Annotated in this window: 27 protein-coding genes, 1 tRNA gene and 2 pseudogenes; 6 read left to right on the top strand and 24 right to left on the bottom strand. The window is 41.6% G+C overall.

Translation table 11 applies throughout. The annotated features are described in order from the left end of the window. Positions 1-52: 52 nt before the first annotated feature. The 16 genes and pseudogenes from HUJ21_RS20290 to HUJ21_RS20215 form a co-directional block, all read right to left on the bottom strand. Positions 53-331, bottom strand: a complete 279-nt coding sequence (locus tag HUJ21_RS20290; protein WP_008616426.1) for a DUF5676 family membrane protein — start codon at positions 329-331, stop codon at positions 53-55. A gap of 17 nt (positions 332-348) precedes the next feature. Further along, entirely contained in the window at positions 349-567 is a 219-nt protein-coding gene (locus HUJ21_RS20285; RefSeq protein WP_008616427.1) for an SHOCT domain-containing protein, read from the bottom strand. Between the two features lie 22 nt (positions 568-589). Then, complete coding sequence (locus tag HUJ21_RS20280; RefSeq protein ID WP_008616428.1) at positions 590-808, bottom strand: cation transporter; 219 nt, start codon at positions 806-808, stop codon at positions 590-592. Between the two features lie 7 nt (positions 809-815). Then, positions 816-1,085: a hypothetical protein gene (locus tag HUJ21_RS20275; protein WP_008616429.1), complete on the bottom strand. Its 270-nt coding sequence runs from the start codon at positions 1,083-1,085 to the stop codon at positions 816-818. A 24-nt stretch (positions 1,086-1,109) separates the two neighbouring features. Continuing rightward, positions 1,110-1,364, bottom strand: coding sequence for a hypothetical protein (locus tag HUJ21_RS20270; protein ID WP_291372375.1), 255 nt, complete (start codon positions 1,362-1,364; stop codon positions 1,110-1,112). An 8-nt stretch (positions 1,365-1,372) separates the two neighbouring features. Continuing rightward, on the bottom strand, positions 1,373-1,588 hold the full coding sequence (locus HUJ21_RS20265; RefSeq protein WP_291372374.1) for a hypothetical protein: 216 nt from the start codon (positions 1,586-1,588) through the stop codon (positions 1,373-1,375). A 227-nt stretch (positions 1,589-1,815) separates the two neighbouring features. Continuing rightward, positions 1,816-2,175 (bottom strand): WG repeat-containing protein, encoded by a 360-nt coding sequence (locus HUJ21_RS20260; protein ID WP_291372372.1) that lies wholly within the window; start codon positions 2,173-2,175, stop codon positions 1,816-1,818. After that, positions 2,118-2,351, bottom strand: coding sequence for a WG repeat-containing protein (locus HUJ21_RS20255; RefSeq protein WP_291372370.1), 234 nt, complete (start codon positions 2,349-2,351; stop codon positions 2,118-2,120). The genes HUJ21_RS20260 and HUJ21_RS20255 overlap by 58 nt, the downstream gene beginning before the upstream one ends. Before the next feature lie 69 nt (positions 2,352-2,420). Beyond that, complete coding sequence (locus HUJ21_RS20250; protein WP_291372369.1) at positions 2,421-3,002, bottom strand: AraC family transcriptional regulator; 582 nt, start codon at positions 3,000-3,002, stop codon at positions 2,421-2,423. A 169-nt stretch (positions 3,003-3,171) separates the two neighbouring features. Then, positions 3,172-3,453, bottom strand: a complete 282-nt coding sequence (locus tag HUJ21_RS20245) for a hypothetical protein (RefSeq protein ID WP_233421312.1) — start codon at positions 3,451-3,453, stop codon at positions 3,172-3,174. A gap of 177 nt (positions 3,454-3,630) precedes the next feature. Continuing rightward, the gene (locus HUJ21_RS20240) at positions 3,631-4,551 is read right to left on the bottom strand and encodes an IS1595 family transposase (protein ID WP_291372366.1); all 921 of its coding nucleotides are present in this window, start codon (positions 4,549-4,551) and stop codon (positions 3,631-3,633) included. A 185-nt stretch (positions 4,552-4,736) separates the two neighbouring features. Further along, positions 4,737-5,624, bottom strand: a complete 888-nt coding sequence (locus HUJ21_RS20235) for an IS1595-like element ISEvi1 family transposase (protein ID WP_291372364.1) — start codon at positions 5,622-5,624, stop codon at positions 4,737-4,739. Between the two features lie 72 nt (positions 5,625-5,696). Then, positions 5,697-5,933, bottom strand: a pseudogene (locus tag HUJ21_RS20230) (transposase); the annotation flags it as partial. Beyond that, complete coding sequence (locus HUJ21_RS20225) at positions 5,923-6,093, bottom strand: hypothetical protein (RefSeq protein WP_245553337.1); 171 nt, start codon at positions 6,091-6,093, stop codon at positions 5,923-5,925. The pseudogene HUJ21_RS20230 and the gene HUJ21_RS20225, both read right to left, overlap by 11 nt. Positions 6,094-6,147: 54 nt before the next feature. Next, positions 6,148-7,221 carry a DUF932 domain-containing protein gene (locus HUJ21_RS20220; RefSeq protein ID WP_291372362.1) on the bottom strand — a complete coding sequence of 358 codons (1,074 nt, stop codon included), beginning with the start codon at positions 7,219-7,221 and terminating at the stop codon, positions 6,148-6,150. 44 nt (positions 7,222-7,265) lie between these two features. Beyond that, on the bottom strand, positions 7,266-7,658 hold the full coding sequence (locus tag HUJ21_RS20215) for a single-stranded DNA-binding protein (protein ID WP_015266927.1): 393 nt from the start codon (positions 7,656-7,658) through the stop codon (positions 7,266-7,268). A gap of 608 nt (positions 7,659-8,266) precedes the next feature. Here HUJ21_RS20215 and HUJ21_RS20210 point away from each other — a divergent pair. The 3 genes and pseudogenes from HUJ21_RS20210 to HUJ21_RS20200 form a co-directional block, all read left to right on the top strand. Further along, the gene (locus HUJ21_RS20210) at positions 8,267-8,434 is read left to right on the top strand and encodes a hypothetical protein (RefSeq protein ID WP_291372360.1); all 168 of its coding nucleotides are present in this window, start codon (positions 8,267-8,269) and stop codon (positions 8,432-8,434) included. Further along, on the top strand, positions 8,424-9,908 hold the full coding sequence (locus HUJ21_RS20205) for a recombinase family protein (RefSeq protein ID WP_015266925.1): 1,485 nt from the start codon (positions 8,424-8,426) through the stop codon (positions 9,906-9,908). Before HUJ21_RS20210 ends, HUJ21_RS20205 begins: the two co-directional genes overlap by 11 nt. A gap of 220 nt (positions 9,909-10,128) precedes the next feature. Continuing rightward, positions 10,129-11,115, top strand: a pseudogene (locus tag HUJ21_RS20200) (recombinase family protein); the annotation flags it as partial. Positions 11,116-11,644: 529 nt separating this feature from the next. On the opposite strand, the gene HUJ21_RS20195 reads toward HUJ21_RS20200, so the two are convergent. From HUJ21_RS20195 to aroQ, 4 genes are all read right to left on the bottom strand, one after another. After that, positions 11,645-11,719, bottom strand: a tRNA-Pro gene (locus tag HUJ21_RS20195). A 124-nt stretch (positions 11,720-11,843) separates the two neighbouring features. Beyond that, a complete protein-coding gene (locus tag HUJ21_RS20190) occupies positions 11,844-12,422 on the bottom strand; it encodes a MarC family protein (protein ID WP_291372359.1) in 579 nt (192 codons plus the stop codon). Between the two features lie 12 nt (positions 12,423-12,434). Continuing rightward, entirely contained in the window at positions 12,435-13,490 is a 1,056-nt protein-coding gene (locus tag HUJ21_RS20185; RefSeq protein ID WP_291372357.1) for an aminotransferase class V-fold PLP-dependent enzyme, read from the bottom strand. Positions 13,491-13,495: 5 nt separating this feature from the next. Next, the gene (gene aroQ, locus HUJ21_RS20180; RefSeq protein WP_291372356.1) at positions 13,496-13,924 is read right to left on the bottom strand and encodes a type II 3-dehydroquinate dehydratase; all 429 of its coding nucleotides are present in this window, start codon (positions 13,922-13,924) and stop codon (positions 13,496-13,498) included. Positions 13,925-14,052: 128 nt separating this feature from the next. On the opposite strand from aroQ, the gene xerD reads away from it, so the two are divergent. The 3 genes from xerD to HUJ21_RS20165 all read left to right on the top strand — a co-directional run bounded on the left by xerD (position 14,053) and on the right by HUJ21_RS20165 (position 16,078). Continuing rightward, positions 14,053-14,958: a site-specific tyrosine recombinase XerD gene (xerD, locus tag HUJ21_RS20175; protein ID WP_291372355.1), complete on the top strand. Its 906-nt coding sequence runs from the start codon at positions 14,053-14,055 to the stop codon at positions 14,956-14,958. Between the two features lie 101 nt (positions 14,959-15,059). Beyond that, a complete protein-coding gene (locus HUJ21_RS20170; protein WP_291372354.1) occupies positions 15,060-15,545 on the top strand; it encodes a Clp protease ClpB in 486 nt (161 codons plus the stop codon). Between the two features lie 68 nt (positions 15,546-15,613). Continuing rightward, the gene (locus HUJ21_RS20165) at positions 15,614-16,078 is read left to right on the top strand and encodes a MaoC family dehydratase (RefSeq protein WP_166150826.1); all 465 of its coding nucleotides are present in this window, start codon (positions 15,614-15,616) and stop codon (positions 16,076-16,078) included. A 92-nt stretch (positions 16,079-16,170) separates the two neighbouring features. Here HUJ21_RS20165 and HUJ21_RS20160 read toward each other — a convergent pair whose 3' ends face one another. From HUJ21_RS20160 to HUJ21_RS20145, 4 genes are all read right to left on the bottom strand, one after another. Further along, on the bottom strand, positions 16,171-18,606 hold the full coding sequence (locus tag HUJ21_RS20160; protein ID WP_366483765.1) for an outer membrane beta-barrel family protein: 2,436 nt from the start codon (positions 18,604-18,606) through the stop codon (positions 16,171-16,173). 211 nt (positions 18,607-18,817) lie between these two features. After that, a complete protein-coding gene (locus tag HUJ21_RS20155; RefSeq protein WP_291372351.1) occupies positions 18,818-19,423 on the bottom strand; it encodes a superoxide dismutase in 606 nt (201 codons plus the stop codon). Between the two features lie 117 nt (positions 19,424-19,540). Beyond that, positions 19,541-19,993 (bottom strand): nucleoside deaminase, encoded by a 453-nt coding sequence (locus tag HUJ21_RS20150; protein ID WP_291372350.1) that lies wholly within the window; start codon positions 19,991-19,993, stop codon positions 19,541-19,543. Further along, positions 19,993-21,123: a hypothetical protein gene (locus tag HUJ21_RS20145; RefSeq protein WP_291372349.1), complete on the bottom strand. Its 1,131-nt coding sequence runs from the start codon at positions 21,121-21,123 to the stop codon at positions 19,993-19,995. The genes HUJ21_RS20150 and HUJ21_RS20145 overlap by 1 nt, the downstream gene beginning before the upstream one ends. Between the last annotated feature and the right edge of the window lie 156 nt (positions 21,124-21,279).

The following is a 21,279-nucleotide window of genomic DNA, read 5'->3' as shown; positions in this document are numbered from 1 at the left end:
TTATAAGAGACCATATGAACCAGACATATTGCATAAATTTTATTTTACTCTCTTATTTTTTGACTTTTATTTGCGCATTATAAAAAGCCGCAATACAGGCACCTATTAGCCATCCTAAAATGAATATCTGTACTATTCCCAAACCAGCTTCCCATAGTGGCACATCCATCCTGATAATGCTTGTGGTATCTAAACCGTGCAATAGGCTGTTGAAAAAATCGATAGTGGCTTCTCGACCTGCTGTTGACATAACTATCATACAGCCTAAGTAAATTAGTGCCCCCGTAAGACCGAAAGCAAATCCGAGTTTTTTTACGTTTAATCGATACATAATTTTAAAGTTTTGAGTTAGTTGTCTGATTTTAATATCTTTTTTGATTCCTCAAATTCTTCCTTGGATATTTCGCCTTTTGCAAAGCGGTTTTTAAGAATATCCAGTGGGCTGTCCTTCTTTGTTTTTTGATAAGGAATATCTGCTGGGATAAAGAATATCCAAGCCAATAAAATAATCCATATAATCCACCATATTAGGTGCATACCTCCAAAATGTCCTTCGTAAAAATGCATAATTTTTGGTTTTAAGTTGTTGTTAATTTAATTCTGTAATTGTATAACCATTGAGCCCATCAAGTTGCTTTTGTAATTCGGCAACAGAAAGTGCTTCATTCATCGTGATAAGTGCAGCACCTTTTGGTGCCAAAAAGATCTCTGCTTTTTCTATATTGGGATGTTCTTCTAAAGTCTTTTTTACTCTTGATACACATCCACCGCAGCTGATTCCGCTTATTTGAAATTTTTGTTTCATCATTTAGTATTTAATGGTGATGATGCCCTTTGTGTTCATCTTTTGGTTCTGTTTTTGAAACATCTTTACCGTGTTCGTTTTCTCTTTGTCTATTCTGTGAATGATTGTGCCCACCGTGGCGATGTGAACCGTGAGGCATAAATAAGTGACAAGCAAACATAAAGAGGATGAAGATGAATAGAGACGAACTGCTTCCTATACCTAATGATGGTGCAAAAAAGATAAACAGTAATGGTAATCCACAACCGATGACCATCCATATCCAGTGATTATTTTTCATTGTTGTTTATTTTAAAAGTTAAAATTAATGATGCTCGGTATGCTCACCTTTGGTTGGACTATCCATATCGTCCATCTTGTCCATACCCTGCATATCCATTCCTTTTTCGCCCATCATCTTTGAGCAGGATTCCATACAGTCTTCGCTCATCATCCCTTTTTCGTGCATCATTTTCATCATAGTGCCCATCATTTTGCCGTCATTCATCATTCCGTCCATCATTGAGTGCATCATTGTACTGTCTTTCATCATCATTTGCATTCCTTCTCCTTGCATCATTGAGCTCATCATTTTTTTGTTCCCTGCATCATTTGCATTGCGTGTTGGTTGTCGTGCATACTTTCCATAAATTCGGTCATATAGTCGTGATTTTTGGAAATGGCATTAAAAACTTCTGTGCGAGTTTCAGGGTTTTCCATTAGTGCCTGAGTGTTTGTTTCTTGTTTGCAACTGTTTAAGCTTAAAAGCCCAACTGCCGATAAAACAATTAGTAGTGTTTTCATAATTTATTTTTTGAGTTAAACATTTATTTTAATTTTTATAAACCCATTCCCAACAATCTAAATGTTTATAGTTGAGGGAATGGATTATCAACTATTAATTCGCAGATTTTAAAAAGGTTATAATCTTTTTGAATTTCTTATATGTTATGTTTATTTTCAATATTATTAGATTTTTTTTATACGCCACTTCTTATTATTACCTTTAACTGCCACCAAATTTTCCGAAATCAATTTTGATGTGATGGCAGGTGGATTTTATCATTCTTATCTTTTGGCGAGACGTGAATGGCCAATTGCGTTAAATGGTCAATGGTATTACCATTCTCATCTATAACAAGCTCAAAATAATGGTAGTTTACCACGTCTTTTTTGAAAATGTCATTATAGCCAATGGTTTCTTTTTCAACTTTTAACACCAAGGCTTTGCCATATTGAAAGTTGTTGGCATTGAGGAATTGTGGAGTGATGACAGTTTTTCCAGTTTTATCGATATAGCCATAATAGAGCAAGCCATCTTTTTGGTTTGCAATCAGGCATTTTCCGTTACTGAATATAGGGTAGCTTGCATTGTCTGTTTTGGTTGCCACCAAATCATTCGAAAATCAACGATTAAATTTCCTTCTGGGTCAATAAAACCCCATTCGTTCCCTTTTTTAATGGCAGCGACGCCATTGCTAAAAGGCGAGATGTAGTCTAAATTTTCAAAGGTTTGTGCAATTCCTATAAAGGGAATTAATACTAATGTGATAAGTAGTTTTTTCATTTTGTTTAATTTAATTTGATGAAATTAACCATTGCCTTAAGCTTTTGTCTGCATAACTTTCGTTGATATCTATATAATTTCATCATAGAAATTCCGTTTCCAATTTCCTGTGTTTTTGTAATCGGTCATACTCATTCCCACCACTTCCTTAAACTGTCTAGACAGGTGGTTGACACTACTGTAGTCCAATAAATATCCTATATCTGAAAAGGAATGTTGTTTAAGCTGAATGAGCTCTTTGACTTTTTCTATTTTTAATTTGATAAAGTACTTTTCAATGGTTGTCTGTTGATTTGCTGAAAACAATCTGCTCAATGTCTTGTAATCTTTATGAAGTCTTGAAGCCAATAGTTCAGATGTTTTTACCTTAATATGTAACGGTAGCTCTTGCAATTGTTCTATTAGAATAATCTTGATTCTTTCTGTGAGCATTTCTTCTTCTTTTTGTACAATTTCAAAATCATTAGCGTGAAGCACAGTTGTAACAGCTTCGACAATTTCATTGCTGGTTTTTTTTGGTGCTTCTACCAATAACCTTCCTAATTCCAATGAAAGCACTGTAACTTCAAGTTCTTGTAATTCTTGTTTAATTACTTTTGAGCAGCGGTTACAGACCATATTCTTAATCCAAAATTCTTTTGGTTTGTTCATAGTATATAATGTATTGTCAATGAGTTTAGCTCAATGGTCTGATAGGTTTAGCCTAACAGGATTAATATTGTGTAGCGTTGTTGAGAATAGGGTACAACAAATGTTAGCCAGAAGTGAAATATTGGCTATAGAGGCAATGCAGATTAATTTTAACCTGCGAAGTAGAAAATCAAATTAAAAAGGACTCGTTGAGGATTACAAGGTCTGTGGATAGCAAAGGTGGCCTATAAGCCTTAAAAGAAACTGTGTTTTTCTCTAAACCTTCAAAAAGGTTGATATAAGAATAGACGAAGTTGTTTAAGAAAACTAAAGTTTCAATCTCTGAAATTGTATTGGCCTTCTTGAAGGTGTCATCTCCTTCTTTCAAGATGGTCTTATTATCGCAACAGTCTTTCTCTTGTATTGTAGTACATTGCTTGGAATTATTATCTTTTTTCTGTGCAGTCTCCATACAAGATTCTGCTTTACTAAAAAAAGCCAAATCCACCATTTTATTACAGCAAAAGTGCATATTTACCGTAAAGGATGTGGTGGAAAACAGTATAAAAACTGCTAAAAAGAAGGACAGTATTTTAGTAAAGAAAGATTTCACACTATAAAATTAATAAATTTTGATTAACATTTATGATTATCCGCAATCACACCAGTATAGGTAAATCGAAGCAATAATGAGTCTGTCAAATAGTTTTTGACCGAAATATCTTCGGTTGAGTTTGTAACAAAACTCATCCAGGTAGTTCTGCATCATTCCTTCGCTGATCATATGGTATGTCTGCAGGTGTTTCTTTAAGTTACTGATGGCAATATGAACCCATTTGAGGTTAAAATTGCCTTCTTTGGTCCCAGAGATTTCTCTGACATGAACTTCAATACAATCACTCAGGTCTGAGAAGGTGGTACTCTTATCTGTTTGAAGCACAGCCTTTGAATCAATGTAATCTTTGATTAAATCTTGTGCTGTTTTTGCCTCCAAGTTCTTTATCTTCTTCATTTTGAAGTATCTACAGCTCTTGTCAATTTTGCCCGACTCAAGATCTTCTAAAGGTGTGGATTCAGCCATGACAGCCACTTTTGACTGTTTTTGACTGCCTCTTCCTCGCTTGAGTTGGCTTCTGACCTTAGCCGTGGTGGCTTTTCCCACGTATGCCTCATCGTATTCTACCATGTCCTCAAGTCGATAGCGTTCATCTCGTTGTCCCATCACCACGCGGAGCTTGTGATACATCCTGAAAACCGGTTCGTAGCGCTTCATACCCAGTTGTCGCTGGAGTTCAGCTGCACTAAACCCTTTCTTGGTAGCGGTGATGAAAGTAATAGCCATCATCCAAGTCCTGATAGGTAAATTACTGCTCGGCATCACTGTACCGCTCCTGATACTGGTTCTGAATCCACAGGAAGCACATTGGAAGGAAAGCTTGTTTTCAAGCCAATAATGCTTGATTCCAGCACACTTCTTACAAATGATCCCCTGCTGGATTCTCTGTTCTTTGATGAATTCAATACAGGAAGCTTCGTCTGGAAACCGATTAATGAAATTGATAATATTCATGGCCAAAACCGTTTATTTTGACCTAATTTATAATGAGTTAAACCCTCAATAAAGCAATTGTCACCAACTGTCAATAAGAACTTATATGGTTACTGGTGACTTTGCGGACATACATATTAACATTAAAGGATTTTGGAAAATAAAATTCAACTGTTCAATTATTTTATAGAGGTGACCAGTTAATATCATATTAAGTCAGCAATATGGATTTTTTTCTTACTGACCATTCTGGTGATCAAATTGTGGAAGATCGTGTCCTTGCTCTGTGAGCGGTTGATTCTGTAGGAAAACTCACTTAGGTAGCGGGCTATATGCCTTTTGCTTACCCAGGAAAACGTCGTCCTTAACCACGATTTTACCTGATGGATCATGGTGTGAATTGCTTTAAAATTTAAGCCTAATTCACTGGGAGTCTGTTTGATGGTAAAGTCATTTTTGATAGGACGATACCCTTTCCATTCGTCTGTCTGAACTTGGGCACCCCTGTCGATGTGGCTCTCAAAGATGGGACGTAGTGATTTGGCTGAAAAATCCTTGATCTGTAAAGCATAAAACCGTTTGACTTTTCCTGCATCAGTAAGTTCTACCGCGCATACTACCTTCTTTTTCTTACCTCCATAGCTCCTTCCGGTATGTCCGGCTTCTTGGCCCCCTACTACGAATTCGTCCACATGAACTTCTCCCTTCATCGGATGATTTCCGCTCGATTTCATGGCCTCACGTACTTTATGCATGAAGCTCATGGCTGTTTTACGGTTAATGCCATACCGTTTGGCCATATACATCGCAGAGAGACTTTTGGTACTTGTGCTCATCTCAAAACAGATATAAAATGCCTTTACAAGACCAAATTTGACTTTATGGAAAAGGGTGCCTGCGCCAGCACTTTCTGTATCGCTACATTTATTGCAGGTACGTGCGTAATCCTTTCTGATCTGGCTACCCTGATGACCACACTTGCGACACGTAAATCCATCTTTCCACTTAAGTTCGGACAAATATTTCTTACAATCCAACTCGGTCTGGAACCTTCTACTGAACTCTATAAGCTCTTGTCCTTTGAAAAAATCCATTATCTGCTTGTTTAAAAGCATAAATATATGAAATTAAACGGTCATCTCTATTATTTTATTTGAATTAGGCATTTAATAAATGAATTCCTTATATGGATAAGGAGGCTTTGCTACCATCCTCTGCATTAAATTCTCAAAGAGTCCCTCTTTCATTTTATGACGGTTAAACCGGTAAGTGTACTCGTTGATATATGGCTGTAAGTTCATGACCGAATGGTGGGTGCCCCTAAGCCAGGCCTTGAACATCATAATCACCCGGTGCATCTGCTTGAAGTTCTCTCCCTTCTTTCCTGATTTTTCACGGGTCAGTTTCGGAAAATGGGCTTCCATTCCAGGCACTATCTCCGCACCCGTCATTGTGGAGCATTACCGATACGATAAGATGGTTTTCCGCTCCTTTTGCTATGGTCAGTTGCAGGTTTCCTGTAAACTCCAACTGCGCTATCTGATTGAAGAAATTTGTGTTCATCGTTTAAAGTTTTTTTAAAGGCTACCACCGAATAAGGCGGTAGCCTGTGATTATCTAATTAAGGTTCAGGATGTCCGCACCGTCCGTTGCAAAGGCATTACACCATTCAAAGGCTTTCTGCGATTTGAGTTGGGCAGTACCACCCAATACAATGCTCTGTAACTTGGCTTCCTCGTTCCTGTAATTGCGAACATTCTGATAGTAGCCTGTAACGGCATTATACGCCCCGAACAACGTGCCTTTGGTCGTGTCCATTTGCTGTGTGTCGCTTATCATGGCATAGGCGAAGGCATCATCCACGGTGTTTTTGAACACGGTGGAAATTTCATCTTCCGCACCTTTTTTGATAAGGTCAAGGGTTTCCTTGTTCGGGCAAAGTGCTAACTGGATGAGCTTTCTTACTTCTCGGTCGGTCACCTTTACCTTTGTCCATTCGTTGAAAATGCCTTCTAACTGGTTGCTCAACGTGTTTGCCAACCCCATTATCCTGTGGGCAATCTCGATACGCTGTTTTGCGCCTGAAGTGTGTTTGATTCGCACTACATTGGTCATATTGCGAAGCGAAGCATTCAGCGTATTTTGGCATACGATACGGATAGGTGTGAAAGCTGCCGTGATACTTCCGCTACCGTCATGCGAAGTGGTCAGGAAAATGTATTTTTCCGTCACGTCATCGCCATTTCCCACACGGATATAATCGGGCAGTTTGGCTGTGATAAATATGCGCTCCCCATTGCCCAACGCTCCTGCAGTTTCGTACAGGATACCTTCGCCACCGCCTACGATGGCATCAAAGAAATTAAAGGCTTCACGGTTCTGTACAATATGGTAATCTTTGCCCACTACGCCCAATACGACATTGTTGTCGGTGCGGATATTGGCGAAATAGTTGGGGGCTTCCAGTTCATTACTGCCTATCTCTATGCCATTAGCTGTTTCGATTATGCCCGAACCTTTGGTGAACAGGGGGGATTTTACTACCTCGTAATCTAACCCTGCATATTTGATAGCTTCCTCGCTTGTCGGGTACTGCTCCACGATTTGTCCCAAACCGTGCCACGCTTTCTGCTGTACGCTAAAGAATGAATAACGTCCTGTACGCTCGTTGAAATTCAGATTATGTGCCATGATATTTGAAATTTTGATGTTTGAAAATGAAATGAATACTGTTGTTAAAATGGAAGGTCGTCCTCCGTTCCCTGCACCGTTACCTTGTTGTTTTCGGGTTGCTGGGTAGCCTGTGTGGTTTCCGCTCTCTTACCGCCTCCATGCAATTTAATTTGTGAAGTATGGAAGTTCAGTCCTGCACGGGTTTCACCGTCTTTGCCCGTCCACGCCCTGGCGCTTACCCTGCCTGATAATTCTACCAATGTACCTTTGGTCAGTAGCCTTGCTACGCTTGAGGAAATCCAATAGGCGCAATCGAAATATGCGGTCTGTTCTACTCGCTCACCCTGTTTGTTTCGGTAGCTGTCGTTTACCGCTACCGAAAAGTTTACTACCTGCTTTTCGTTTGACAGGGTACGTACTTCCGCATCCCTTGTCAGTCTTCCGATGATGTTCATAATCGTACTGTTTTTAGAGTTTGACATTTTGTTACGTTCGCTTTTCCTCGTTCCCTGTTTCCTGTTGTGGTCTGCTCCGCTTCGCTTCGCATAAATTTTTCCAAAAGAAAAACCGGAAAAAAGAAAGCAGGTAACCGGAGTGGGCATGGCGCAAAACCAAAAGGAAACGGAATAATTGGAGGGGACCCCCCCGGGGAGGAAACCGTTTATGCCGTAGTCTTTTGGTTGGGCTTGCGCGGTGGCTGCCCACTACATCTTAGCTGCCTTTTTACCGGTTTCGTATTGGAAAATATTATTCTGACAATTTCCTTTTGGGTACTAATGATAGGGCTGTGAAAGCCCGGTGAACAGGGATTGGAAAAACGCAAACGGAAGACTGCGGCGGGGTTACGGTTTTCTATTTCCTGTTTCAGAGGTAGCCAGCAAGCTCTTTTGCAGTAGAGGGAATGTGCAGGGAAGCAAATGTGCTTGGGCTACAAAAAAGCTAAAACGAATGTGGAAATCTATTTAGCCAAATACTTCCTTTAATCGCCAATCACTGCATCATTCCAACGTCCGGGCTCCTTTGCCTATAACTTTCAGGATGAATGGCAATTGGAGGATAGCTTATGGAAGCAATAGCACAAAATATAAAAGTAACACCGGATAAAATCGTCAGTATGTTAAGGCAGCAGCAGATTGAAGTCAGCAAGGAAGAAGCTGCTAAGCTTCTGGCGTTCTTGAAGAAACTGGCAAAGATAACGGTAACAAAATACCTGGAATCGGATGAGCGTTGAAAGAGGAAAGAGAGCTGATCTATACGTCCGCGTAAGTACCGATGAACAGGCAGACAAGGGTTATTCACAGCGTAACCAGGAGGAAATGCTGCGAAAATACTGTGACAATCATTGGATTGAAATACGGAATATTGTCTATGAGGATCATTCTGCTAAATCCTTCAATAGACCTGAATGGAAAAAACTGCTTTCCTACCTTAAAAAACACCGGGGCAAAATCGATCTTGTCCTGTTCACCAAATGGGATCGGTTCAGCAGGAACGCAGGTGACGCTTATCAGATGATAAATGTTCTCCGTGATTTCGGGGTTGAACCACAGGCCATCGAACAACCGTTGGATCTATCCATTCCGGAGAACAAGATGATGCTTGCCTTTTATCTTGCCGCACCCGAGGTAGAAAATGACCGTCGCGCGCTCAACGTATTCTACGGCATGCGAAGGGCGAAGAAGGAAGGTCGTTATATGGGACTCGCTCCCGTAGGTTACAAAAACAAGATAGACCAGGGTGGACATAAGTACATTGCTCCCAAAGAACCGGATGCCACCATACTCTATTGGGCATTCGAAGAGTTGTCAAAGGGTGTATTCAATACCGAACAGGTCTGGAAAAATGCAAGGGAAAAAGGTTTGCAATGTAGTAAAAATGCGTTTTGGCAATTGATTCGAAATCCCGTGTACTGCGGAAAGATATTCCTGCCAAAGTTCAAGGATGAAGAAAGCCGGTTTATCCAGGGACAGCATCAGGCCATCATATCAGAAGAGTTGTTTGATAAGGTACAGGAGATATTGGACGGAAGAGGCAGGAAATATAGACCCAAGATCAATACCCGAAATGATTTTCCATTAAGAGGTTTCCTGATATGCCCGGTCTGCGGTAGCCTTCTCACCGCCAGTAGATCAAAGGGAAGGACAAATCATTACAGTTACTATCACTGCCGTAAGGGATGCCCTTACCGGATAAGGGTTGAAGAACTCCACCAGGTGTTTGAGGGGGAGTTGCGAAAGTTCATCCCCAGAAAAGAGATGTCGGCTATCTACCGAAAAATCATCGCGGAAGCGTACTATGAGCTTACCCAAAATGAGCAGAAAATAAAAAAGCAATTGTTACATCAGCTAAAGGATTACGAGAACAGGGTATCGCATATCCGTAACCTGCTGGCCATGCAGAAAATTGAACCAACCGATTATCTCGAAATCAAGCGGCAATACGACTCGGTCTTAACCGGATTGAAAGAAAAACTGGATAATATTTGCCGAAGCCTGCCCAAAATAGAATCCTTATTGGAAAAAGACATCATGGAATTAATGGCGTTGGACAGCATCTTTGAAGAAAGCAAAACAGAGGACAAAAGATCCCTTATACACACGATATACCCGCAAAAGCTGTTGTTTTACGGCACATTAGCCGAAGAGGTTAAACCCGATGACATCCTAACGCTTGCCTATCACTATAACACGGAAAAAACGAAATAAGGACAGGCTGATTTTTCCCGTTTTAAAACTACCGCAATCCATTTTCTATTCCAGGTCACTCATCTACAGGCAGCCCTAATTTTACTATTTAACAGTCTTTTACTTCGATTTTAATCGTTAAATTAGTAGCCATCGAGAGCCAAATGCAACCAATGAAGGACAAAGAACTTCATTGCACTCCGAAAGACTGGCTCTTCTTGCACTAAATTCGATTAGAGGTATGGGATATTTAGCGGATCTATATATTCGGGTAAGCACCGACGAACAGGCGGACAAAGGGTACTCTCAGCGGAACCAAGAGGAGATGTTGAGGAAATACTGCATCAACAACAAGATAGAAATCCGCAATGTGGTCTATGAGGACCATTCGGCGAAATCTTTCAACCGCCCAAGGTGGAAGGAATTGATACAAAGCTTAAAGAAGCGGAAGAATAGCGTTAATCTGGTACTGTTTACCAAATGGGATCGTTTCAGCCGTAATGCTGGGGATGCCTACCAGATGATTAATGTCCTTCGTCGCTTAGGCGTGGAACCGCAGGCAATTGAACAACCTTTGGATCTGGAGATTCCGGAAAACAAAATGATGCTGGCGTTTTATCTGGCTGCCCCGGAAGTGGAAAACGACCGCAGGGCATTGAACGTATTTTACGGCATGCGCCGGGCAAAGAAAGAAGGACGGTACATGGGACTGGCACCGGTGGCATACGTAAATAAATCGGATGAGTACGGCAAAAAATATATAGCACCTAAAGAACCGGATGCCGAAATCCTGAAATGGGCTTTTAACGAAGTTAACAAGGGAGTCTTTAACACGGAACAAGTCTGGAAGCAAGCGAGGACGAAAGGGCTTAAATGCAGCAAAAATGCTTTTTGGCAGGTGCTGAGGAATCCGCTTTATTGCGGAAAGCTATTCGTGCCGCCGTTTAAAGATGAGGAAGGATATTTTGTTAAGGCGCAGCACAAGCCAATCATCTCTGAGAGTTTGTTTAATGAGGTTCAGGATACATTGGACGGTAGAGGCAGAAATTACCGGACGAAGGTCGAGACAGTAGATGAATTCCCTTTTAGGGGATTTCTGGTATGCCCGGAATGTGAAAAGCTCCTGACGGCCAGCAAATCAAAAGGGAGATATCGTTATTACGCATATTACCACTGCAAGGGAGGCTGTAAACATCGTACAAATGCCGGAAAAGTGAACGATGCCATCCAAGCAGATTTGCTACGGTTTATCCCCGAAATTCAGGACAAGAAATTATATCAGGAGATAGTCACCAAGGATTACCTTGAACAGACAAGGGAAGTACAAACCGAAAAGAAAGAAATCCTCAATCAGATCAAAGACTATGAAAGTCGGCTTTCTCATGTAAGGGAGCTATTGGCCACACGGGAAATCGATGCTTCTGATTACCGGGAAATGAAAACAGAATACGGGGCAAAGATATCAGCTCTGGAATTGCAACTGACCAAGTTCAATCATGATATCGACAATGTGCAAACGCTTATTGAGCAGGGGTTGACAAAAATCAAAGCGATAGGCACATCGGTTAAAAATGGGAACCTTTCAGAGGTCAGAAAAGATATTGGTTCGATTTATCCCGAAAAAATCGTTTTTGACGGAAGCAAAGTTCGAACCAGAAGACGCAATGAATTCGTGAGTTATATTCAGTTGATTAATAGCGAATTAGGTAAAAATAAAAACGGGACAAAAATAGATTTTTCTACTTTGTCCCGTCAAGTCGGGGTGGCAGGATTCGAACCTGCGACCTCCTCGTCCCAAACGAGGCGCGATGACCGGGCTACGCTACACCCCGAACTACTCTTAGTTTGTTCCAAAAGCGATGGCAAAAGTAATTCTTTTTTCATCAAAACAAAAAGCAAAATAAGAAAATATGGCATTATTTTCTTATTTAGCCCAGAGCAAAATATACTCCCTTCTCACATATTGGGAAATAGGTTGCTCTTGAATATCTTAATAGCTATGGACAGCAGTATAATTCCGAATATCCTCCGCAACACATCCAGGCCTGTCTGCCCCAATTTTCGTTCCAGCCAGTTGGTGCTTTTGAGTACCACAAAGATAATGATCAGATTCAGGATGATCCCCACAGCAATATTGGCCTGAGAAAATTCCGCCTTGAGGGTCAATATGGTGGTCAGGGTACCAGCCCCGGCAATCAGCGGGAAGGCGATGGGCACTATGGAAGTACTGGTGGAGCCTGCCTCCGGATCTGGTTTGAAAATCTCTATGCCCAGAATCATTTCAGCCCCAAGGGCAAAAATGATCAGGGCCCCTGCAATGGCAAAATCCTCAACGCCAATTCCGAATAAGCTAAGTATAGATTTACCCAACAATAAAAATAAAACCATCAAAACTCCCGCTACAATAGTGGCCTTTCCACTTTGTATGTGACCCACCTTTTTCCGGAGATTGATCACAATGGGCACAGAACCCAAAATATCAATTACGGAAAAAAGAATCAGGGTAACAGAAAGAATTTCTCTGAAATCAAACATTAGGGTTTATCTTCAGTAGCTTTCCAAAAAACGGATCAAATTAGCAAACTCCTCATCAGTGATGGCCGGAAAATTGGCAATTCTAAAACTGGTAGGCTTTAGGGGACCATAACCACTCCCCATCTGCATGCCTTTGCTTTCAGCTGCCAATTTAATGCTTTTGATAAACGGTTCTTCACCTCCTACGCCCAAAACAGTTCGGCTTCTTGCTGCGGGATTGGTTACCAAAAAAGCCAGTTTGGCTGATTGATCCACCAGTTTTTCCAGGGCCTGCATCCTTTTTTCAGTCTTTTCCTGTATCTCCTGAATAAGTGCCATGTCCTGCAATACCCTGTTCAACAGGTAAATGCCCAGCACATTGGGGGTATAATGGGTTTGGTAATTGGCCGCATTTTCCAACATGAAATTCAGGCTGTTGTACCGACCATATTCGCCCTTATTTTTTGCCTTGGCAATGGCTTTGGGAGAGAGTACCAAAAGACCCAGCCCGGCTGGCAGGCCAAAGCATTTCTGTACGGAGGCATACCAGATATCGGCCAGTTTGAAATCAAGATAAATGCCTCCCATGGAGGAAGTGGTATCCACCGCCAGCATCTTATCGGGAAATTTACCAGCCAGGTCTGCGATGATTTTATTGCTTACCTGGGTAGCATTGGAGGTTTCGTTTTGGGTAATAGCAATAAGATCAAAAGCATCGGAAACTGCCAGGTCTGCTACTTCCAACACAGTATTTTTATCCAACTTCAGGGAGGTGGTTTCGGGAATGATATTTTGGGCGAAATCAAACCATTTTTTGCCAAAAGATCCTGAAAAGATATGGAATGAAGCCTGCTCTACCAGGGACTGGGATATGATTTCCCAGTTTTCGGTGGCACTCGAAGTAAACAACAGCCTGTAATCTGCGGGTATTTCCAGCCTTTGTTTCAACAAATTTTCAGTATCCCTGTACAAATCCATAAATACCGCACTGCGGTGGTTGGCACTGAGTATTCCCTGATTATAAGCGTCCTGAAAATATTCAGGTAATTTGTCAAAAACTTTAGATGGTCCCGGAGCAAATGTGAGCATAGCCATTATTGATTTTCTTTCTTTATAAAATATTGCAATCCCAATTCATAGCCCAGCAATCCCAGGCCGGCAATCATCCCCACACATTCTTTTGAGATAATGCTTTTGTGCCTGAATTCTTCTCTCTTATAGATATTGGAAATATGAACTTCCAATACGGGTGTCTGTATACCTGCAATGGCATCGGACAGGGCCACAGAGGTGTGGGTGTAGGCGCCTGCGTTTATTAAAATACCATCGTGATCAAAACCTACCTCATGAAGCCGGTTGACCAGCTCACCCTCCACATTACTCTGGTAATAAGAAAGTTTCAGATCAGGATATTTGCCGGTCAATTTTTCAAAATAATCTTCAAAAGAACTACTTCCATAAATTTCCGGCTCCCGCTTACCTAAAAGGTTGAGGTTGGGGCCGTTGATAATAGCGATTTTCAATTTTCTGTTGATTTTCTTGTCTGTAATTGGAAAGGCAAATGTAAGCAATCGTCAAATAACTAGTGGAGATAATCCATTGTTTTTAAGAAAATGAGGGCAAAATATCCGGGAAGGATTAATTTTACGGTATGACTTGGGAAAAGGAGATCAGAGCCTTTGGCTATTACCTGAAAATCGAGCGTTCGCTTCAAGACAATTCCATTTTGGCCTATCGGCAGGATGTGGAAAAGGTCGCGGCCTATCTGGAAAAAAACTTTCCCGACATTGCCCCTGAACAGGTGCAGCTCTATCACCTGAGGCAATTTGTGAATGCTTTGGCGGGGTTAAATATATCTGAATTTTCCCAGGCAAGAATCATCTCCGGTATCAAGGCTTTTTTCAAATACCTGATGTACGAGGATAAAATCCTGGACAACCCGGCCCTGCTTCTGGAGGCTCCAAAACTAACCCGGACCCTACCAGACACCCTGAGCTATATTGAAATCGAAAAACTGCTGGAAGCCATCCCCATGGGAGAGCCGGAAGGGCATCGCAACAGGGCCATGTTAGAGATGCTTTACAGCAGCGGGCTACGCGTTTCCGAACTGATTCATTTAAAAACCAGCCATTACTACCAGGATATCGGATTTTTGCGGGTAACAGGAAAAGGCAATAAGGAAAGGTTGGTTCCTGTAGGCAAGTCTGCTGCCAAATACCTGCGCCTTTACCTGGAGGAGGTCCGGGTGCATCAAAATATTGCCAAAGGCCATGAAGAGTATATTTTTTTAAACCGCAGAGGAAAAAAACTCTCCAGAGTTATGGTGTTTCTTATCATCAAAAAACTGGTAAAAGAGGCTGGGATACAGAAGAATGTAAGTCCACACACCTTCAGACATAGCTTTGCTACCCACCTGGTGGAGGGTGGTGCGGATCTCAGGGCGGTGCAGGAAATGTTGGGGCACGAAAGCATTACCACCACGGAAATCTATACCCACCTGGACCGGGATTACCTGCGGCAGGTTTTGAACGAATTTCTTCCAGGAAATAAAAATTAAGGTTTTAAAATAAAAGGAAAAGATAGTCAATTGATTTTAGGCATGTTTTTTGAAAACGGAAATTCAACATCAGAATCAGTCATAAAAAATGCCAAATCAGCATGAAAAATAAAGTCTTTTATTTCTTTGGATTACTCATCTGGTTACTAACCCTTCCCATGCCGGCAGATGCCCAGGAAAAACTCAATAAACTGGTACAGGAAAGAAAAATCCTTCACCAGGAATGGCAGGAATCTGAGAACCAGAAATCCGGGATTTTTGGTAATCGAACAAAAAAAGACATGATGGCCACCAATGAATGGATGGGACGCATCATTCACAAGGACAATCAGATCATGCAGGAGCTGGAAATGCTCAAAGACATTCAGACAACTACCATAGGCAACGAAAAAGAGGATTATAAATTCATTGCCCACAAAGCCGAAGCCGATATCGTCAAACTCAAAAGGGCCCTTCGCGAAAAGGATGCAGACATACAGGAGGAAAAAGAAAAAATACGAACCTACGAGTGGACTACCTTGATTTTTTTTCTAAGCAGTATGGTGCTTGGCTTTATGTATTACAGAAAAAAGCAAAAAGCATATTGAATTCCATCATTTTTGTTTTATAATCCGGGGGGTTTTGATAATTTCATTTTTTCAAACCCAACAAAGATATGAGCAAACTGATCATTAATAGTTTTGAAGACTTTCAACAATACATTGGTAAGGAGCTGGGGGTATCGGATTTTCACAAGGTGAATCAAGAACAGATCAACCTGTTTGCTGATGCCACTTTGGACCACCAATGGATCCATACCGATCCCGAAAAGGCCAAAGCGGAAGGTGCGTTTGGGGGCACCATTGCCCACGGATACCTTACCCTCTCCCTGGTACCTTTTTTATGGAACCAGATCGTACAGGTCAATAACCTCAAAATGATGGTCAATTATGGTATAGAGAACCTGAGATTTGCCAATCCTGTAAAAGTCAATGACGAGATCAGGATGAAAGCAAGCCTGGCCAATATCAGTGACCTCAGGGGTACCATCAAAACGGAAATGCAGGTGAAAATCGAGATCAAGGGAGAAAGAAAACCGGCACTTTCCGCTCACCTGATTTTTCTGTACCATTTCCTGTAAACTAAAATTTCCCGGACATTGCGATAAAAGTTTAAATAAAAACAGCACCTATGAGGTGCTGTCTTTATAATTATTAAAAACCTAATCTAAACTTATTCCAGTCTATTTCTTTCTTCAGTACTACCACTTCTTTGGGAAACTTTAAATTGTTCTCCCTGAGCAAATTTCCAGCGTAGGGTAAACCTCACACTTTGCATGCTGTTGTACTGTTGCACATCGGTGTTGATGCGGTGAAAATCAATATTACCCTTAAATCTCATGGTCCTGAAAATATCTGTCCCATTTACGGTAAGGCTTATCTTGTCATCAAGAAATGTTTTGGTTACCCCGGCATCCATCCAGCTCATGGCATCGATTTTTAATTGTCCGTCACGAAAAGGACTCCTGTAAATCCCTATCAACTCCACCTTGAATCCTTTTGGCAAGTTAATGTTGTGCTGGGTCCTGGCCATAAAGGAAAATTGTCTTTCATCCAGAAGCTCATCCCCTAATTGGGATTGAAAGGTATTGCCATTAAACTGCAACATATTGCTGCTGCTGTACCAATCTGCAAACTCAACCGGGAGGATGGCTCTCAGACTTAGGTTCTGCGTGCGGTCCAGGTTTTGCATCTGAATGCTGGTTTTTCTGGTATCATCGTCCTGCACCATGATCTGCCCAAATGCATTCTCTGTCTGAGAAAAAGACAGGGAAACCTGGTAAGCACTTTTGATGATATGATTCATTTCAAAATTATTGGCATATTGCGGCCTCAGTTGGGGATTTCCCTCCTCAGTGGTCAAAGGGTCAATGTAAAAAACGTAGGGGTTCAATTGCCTGTAATGGGGTCTGGTAATTCTGCGGTTAATATTGTAAACAATTTGATAATTGTCATTTACCTGGTGTTGCAGGTACATGCTGGGAAAAAGATTCAGGTACTCCTGGGTGTTTACCTGTGAAGAGGTAACGGAATTACCCTCTATTTCAGCATACTCTGCTCTTAATCCTGCCTGAAAATTCAATTTCTCGCTAATAGGCGCCTTGTAAGAGGTGTATGCTGCCAATACCTGTTCCTTGTAAATAAAATGGTTACTGTTGGGATCCCGGGTAAATTCCCCCTCTTCCACACTTTTGAAAATATCCAGCTGGTTATCAGAATTTACCCAACTTCCTTTAAGACCGGCCTCCAACTCCTTTCCTTCCCCCAGAGGCTTGGTAAAATCGGCCTTGGCAGTATAAATGGTATACAGCATTTCATTCCCTGTCCGGATCCGGTCTGAGGTCCCGGCCTCCGTATTTTCATTCACCCAGTAACTGTTGTTCAGCATACTCAGGCTGCTGGCATCCATTTGGGTATAGTCCAGGTCGGCTGTAATCTTGGTCCCAAGGGTATCCAGCTTGCCAATATAATGCAGGTTACCAAAGACCCTGAAATTGTCAGAATCTGAATCATTGAGTGCATTCAGGAAGTTCCTGTCTGTATTTTCCGGATTCGAAATATTGGTAAGGGAATTGCCATCTTCGGTACCCTTTTGACCGGATGCCTGCAGGTTGATTCCCACACTGTGTTGGTCATTGATACGGTAATCTGTCCCTCCTGAGAAAAACAAGTTGCTTCTTAATAGTTTCAATCTTGCCGTCTGATCAAACACTGACAGACCGTTTTCCAGCTGAAATCTCCTGAGGATATTCAGATCAATGAACCTCCCCCATTCATTATAATTCAGACTGGCATTGGAAGTCCACCTGTTCTTTTTGACATTCAAGGTAGCCCCTGCTGAGGGAGTATGCATGCCGTTGTACTGGCTTCCAATTTGTACATTTCCATTGGTGCCGTTTACATTGTTTTTCTTAAGTACCAGGTTGATCACACCAGCCGCTCCTTCGGCATCGTATTTTGCCGGGGGATTGTTGATCACCTCAATACTCAGAATATTGTCCGCTGGCATGGCCCGAAGAAAATTGGCCAGGTCTGTCGCACTCATATAGGTTTGCCGCTCATCTATCAACACAATAACACCTGTCCGGCCATTCAGGCTAATGTTACCATCGGCGTCTACAAACACTCCCGGAGACCGACCTACCACATCCAAAACCGTGTTTCCTTCAGCCATTACCGTACTTGCCACGTTGACGATGGTTTTGTCTGCCTGAATCAATACATTTGGCCTGGCGGCATTTACCGTCACTTCATCCAGTGCAGACATTTCCGCTGTTAATTGAATTTCAGCAAAGTCCTTTTTTAAACCGGATTTCAATAAGAACGGCTTACTTTTGTAAGGCGCAAAACCCAGGGTAGAAATACTAAGGAGTACCTCTTTTTCAGCATTTGTCTGCAAGTTAAAATGACCCATCTCATCGGAAATAGCAGCTGTAACCAAATCCTCTGACCCGGTCTCCAATAAAACAACATTGGAAAAAGGAAGTGGGTCTCCCCTTTCGTCAAGTACCGTTCCGGAAACGGTAGCCATCATCTCCTGGGCTGCCAGGTGGCTCAGTCCCAGTAAAAAGAAAAAAGAGGTGGCAAAAATAAGCTTTCTAAAGTTCATGGTCATTAACATTCATACGTTCTATGCCATGACATGGGAAAAAGGTGCCAAAATCAAAAAAATAACGTATCTATTTGTATTTCAATATTTTATGAATTTTTAAAAAAATCTGACTGTCTCAATACCGAACACTTTTATTGTTCGCTATCCGAACAAAAAAACCCTCCGGAAATTCCGGAGGGTTAGGTAAAGATGTTAAAGTAGCCTTAAATTATTTGGCTGCGGCATATCTTTTAGCCACTTCATCCCAATTCACCACATTCCAGAAAGCTGAAATGTAATCCGGCCTCCTGTTTTGATAATTCAGGTAATAAGCGTGTTCCCAAACATCTAATCCAAGGATTGGTGTACCTTTGGTTTCTGCGATATCCATCAGGGGGTTGTCCTGATTGGGGGTGGAACTTACCTGCAGTGCTCCATTACTCACGCTTAACCATGCCCAGCCTGAACCGAACCTGGTTGCGGCTGCATTGGAAAATTCCTCTTTAAACTTGTCAAAAGAGCCAAATTTTTTGTCGATGGCTGCTGCCAGTTCACCTGAAGGGGCTCCGCCTCCTTTTGGAGAGAGTACGGTCCAGAAAAGCGAATGGTTGAAATGTCCTCCGCCATTGTTTCTAACTGCTCCTGATGCAGAGGATATATTTTTCATGATTTCCTCAATGCTTTTAGAAGCCAGATCAGATCCTTTGACGGCATCATTAAGCTTGGTTACATAGGCATTGTGGTGCTTGCCATGATGGATTTCCATGGTCTTGGCATCAATATGTGGTTCCAATGCATTTTTTTCGTAAGGTAAACTTGGAAGTTCAAAAGCCATTATCTTAATTTTTTAAAGTTAAACATTAATTTTAGTTGATGGTATTGGGTTCATTCTAAAAACCTACCAATACAAACCAATGAACTTCAAAAATGGTTCTTTTATTCCTTTGAATCTCTAATTTCTGAGATTTTTGAAAAATGCCTGCAACAAATTCTTTGATTTATCCTCGAGAAGTCCCCTCGATGTTTTGGTTTTGGGATGAAGCAGGTTTGAACCCAAACGGGTAAACCCCTTTTTAGGGTCTTCTGCCCCAAAGTGCAATTCTCCCAATTGAGCCCAATAGGCTGCACCTGCGCACATGACACAAGGCTCCAGCGTGACATATAACCTGCATTCAGTAAGGTACTTGGATCCAAGGGTATTTGCGGCGGCGGTTATGGCCAGAATTTCCGCATGGGCGGTCACATCGGTGAGCTTTTCGGTTTGGTTATACGCTTTGGCAATGATCCGGTTCTTTACTACCATTACTGCCCCCACGGGAATTTCTCCCTCTTCGTAGGCAATTTGGGCCTGCTTCAAGGCCTCCTGCATCCAATATTCATGAGAAAAAATCTCCGGTTCAACCATTAAAAAATCATGTCAAAAATTTCTTTCCTTACCCCTTCATTGATAATAAGTGCTAAAATAAGGGAAACAATTAGCCCAATCCCTGCCTTAACCAAATCATTTTTTGCCAAGCGGTAAGCCCTGACCAAACGGGCCTTCCTTTTCTTTAGTTTTTTGGATTTGGCAAGCGCAATCGACAATTCCCTGCCTCCCAAAAGACCAATAAACACCCAGGTGGTACTCATGGGCATATTGCTGTAAGCCTTAAAATAAAAGAGAATAATGGCATAGACAAGATCCACAATAGTAGCTGCCCTGACATCAGTGACCCGTGTCTTCTCATTGACAATGCCCTGGATTTTATCCCCTTTCATGTAAAACAGCACCCCAAGACCCAGAAAAACAAATCCTGTATAGGCCGAAAACTCCCAAACATTGAGTTGTCTGGGAAGAAAAACTGCGATATTGGCAGCATCTTGCATGATCCACACGGCCCACAGGCAGCCGGAAGTGATCCATTGCAGGAAATACCAATAATTCTTGGGCTTGCCTTTGAGGTAATTGGTTACAAACTTTTCCAACACATACCAAACAATAATGGCCATGATAAAGGCCAGGAAATACCCGATAAAACTTTTTTGCATGACCCCCAAAATGGTGCCTGCCTTATAGGTAAATACATTCAGCAAAAGAAAAGTTGTGGAGACAGGCATCCTCAACCTGGTCATTACCAGCAATACGATAGGAGCGGCAATCTGAAGAAATACAAAACTTTGAGGCGCCTGGTCCAGACCATCGACCTGCAGTCGCTCGTAACTCACATCCCCATTATAAGTAAACCAACTGTAAGTAACAGTGCCGACAAAAATCAATCCCATAAACAACCAAAGGAAATACCATTTCCGGTTTTGATTGGAAGCAATGAAGGTACCTATGGTCTGTATGCTGTCATTGGCTATGGCAGAATAAGCGGCCAGCATAAAACCAAACCACATGGCTGCATAGGTATATGGGGTAATGATACCTGCCACCGAAACCAAAATACAGATGATCAGTAAAAAAGATTTTTCCTTTTTGGTGAAGTCAAAAAGTGAATAAGCTGCTTTTGATAAAGCATCCTGGTTTATGTTTTGATCTTTTAGTTTGGCCATATGTTGGTTTTGGCTAGCATTAAGGATGCAAATTAAACAAGAATTTCTAAGGAAGGTGTTACCAAATTGTTAAGTCCATCTCAATAGGTGCAAGAAAAGCATTCCCAATTCGTTTGCGAAAATGTCAACCCAGGCCAAAAATATAAAGATTTTATT

Origin of the sequence: Cyclobacterium sp. (genome assembly GCF_014762705.1) — a bacterium.
Lineage (GTDB): Bacteria > Bacteroidota > Bacteroidia > Cytophagales > Cyclobacteriaceae > Cyclobacterium.
This window is presented reverse-complemented; position numbering and strand designations above follow the sequence as displayed.

What these genes read in the sequence shown, in the direction of transcription:
- HUJ21_RS20225 (WP_245553337.1), bottom strand. Translation starts at nt 6,093, where the DNA reads ATGAACACAAATTTCTTCAATCAGATAGCGCAGTTGGAGTTTACAGGA.
- HUJ21_RS20220 (WP_291372362.1), bottom strand. Translation starts at nt 7,221, where the DNA reads ATGGCACATAATCTGAATTTCAACGAGCGTACAGGACGTTATTCATTC.
- HUJ21_RS20280 (WP_008616428.1), bottom strand. Translation starts at nt 808, where the DNA reads ATGATGAAACAAAAATTTCAAATAAGCGGAATCAGCTGCGGTGGATGT.
- xerD (WP_291372355.1), top strand. Translation starts at nt 14,053, where the DNA reads ATGACTTGGGAAAAGGAGATCAGAGCCTTTGGCTATTACCTGAAAATC.
- HUJ21_RS20150 (WP_291372350.1), bottom strand. Translation starts at nt 19,993, where the DNA reads ATGGTTGAACCGGAGATTTTTTCTCATGAATATTGGATGCAGGAGGCC.
- HUJ21_RS20155 (WP_291372351.1), bottom strand. Translation starts at nt 19,423, where the DNA reads ATGGCTTTTGAACTTCCAAGTTTACCTTACGAAAAAAATGCATTGGAA.
- HUJ21_RS20285 (WP_008616427.1), bottom strand. Translation starts at nt 567, where the DNA reads ATGCATTTTTACGAAGGACATTTTGGAGGTATGCACCTAATATGGTGG.
- HUJ21_RS20240 (WP_291372366.1), bottom strand. Translation starts at nt 4,551, where the DNA reads ATGAATATTATCAATTTCATTAATCGGTTTCCAGACGAAGCTTCCTGT.
- HUJ21_RS20265 (WP_291372374.1), bottom strand. Translation starts at nt 1,588, where the DNA reads ATGAAAACACTACTAATTGTTTTATCGGCAGTTGGGCTTTTAAGCTTA.
- HUJ21_RS20145 (WP_291372349.1), bottom strand. Translation starts at nt 21,123, where the DNA reads ATGGCCAAACTAAAAGATCAAAACATAAACCAGGATGCTTTATCAAAA.
- HUJ21_RS20210 (WP_291372360.1), top strand. Translation starts at nt 8,267, where the DNA reads ATGGAAGCAATAGCACAAAATATAAAAGTAACACCGGATAAAATCGTC.
- HUJ21_RS20235 (WP_291372364.1), bottom strand. Translation starts at nt 5,624, where the DNA reads ATGGATTTTTTCAAAGGACAAGAGCTTATAGAGTTCAGTAGAAGGTTC.
- HUJ21_RS20290 (WP_008616426.1), bottom strand. Translation starts at nt 331, where the DNA reads ATGTATCGATTAAACGTAAAAAAACTCGGATTTGCTTTCGGTCTTACG.
- HUJ21_RS20255 (WP_291372370.1), bottom strand. Translation starts at nt 2,351, where the DNA reads ATGAAAAAACTACTTATCACATTAGTATTAATTCCCTTTATAGGAATT.
- HUJ21_RS20270 (WP_291372375.1), bottom strand. Translation starts at nt 1,364, where the DNA reads ATGATGCAAGGAGAAGGAATGCAAATGATGATGAAAGACAGTACAATG.
- HUJ21_RS20245 (WP_233421312.1), bottom strand. Translation starts at nt 3,453, where the DNA reads ATGGAGACTGCACAGAAAAAAGATAATAATTCCAAGCAATGTACTACA.
- HUJ21_RS20165 (WP_166150826.1), top strand. Translation starts at nt 15,614, where the DNA reads ATGAGCAAACTGATCATTAATAGTTTTGAAGACTTTCAACAATACATT.
- HUJ21_RS20275 (WP_008616429.1), bottom strand. Translation starts at nt 1,085, where the DNA reads ATGAAAAATAATCACTGGATATGGATGGTCATCGGTTGTGGATTACCA.
- HUJ21_RS20205 (WP_015266925.1), top strand. Translation starts at nt 8,424, where the DNA reads ATGAGCGTTGAAAGAGGAAAGAGAGCTGATCTATACGTCCGCGTAAGT.
- HUJ21_RS20190 (WP_291372359.1), bottom strand. Translation starts at nt 12,422, where the DNA reads ATGTTTGATTTCAGAGAAATTCTTTCTGTTACCCTGATTCTTTTTTCC.
- HUJ21_RS20170 (WP_291372354.1), top strand. Translation starts at nt 15,060, where the DNA reads ATGAAAAATAAAGTCTTTTATTTCTTTGGATTACTCATCTGGTTACTA.
- HUJ21_RS20215 (WP_015266927.1), bottom strand. Translation starts at nt 7,658, where the DNA reads ATGAACATCATCGGAAGACTGACAAGGGATGCGGAAGTACGTACCCTG.
- HUJ21_RS20250 (WP_291372369.1), bottom strand. Translation starts at nt 3,002, where the DNA reads ATGAACAAACCAAAAGAATTTTGGATTAAGAATATGGTCTGTAACCGC.
- HUJ21_RS20160 (WP_366483765.1), bottom strand. Translation starts at nt 18,606, where the DNA reads ATGAACTTTAGAAAGCTTATTTTTGCCACCTCTTTTTTCTTTTTACTG.
- HUJ21_RS20185 (WP_291372357.1), bottom strand. Translation starts at nt 13,490, where the DNA reads ATGCTCACATTTGCTCCGGGACCATCTAAAGTTTTTGACAAATTACCT.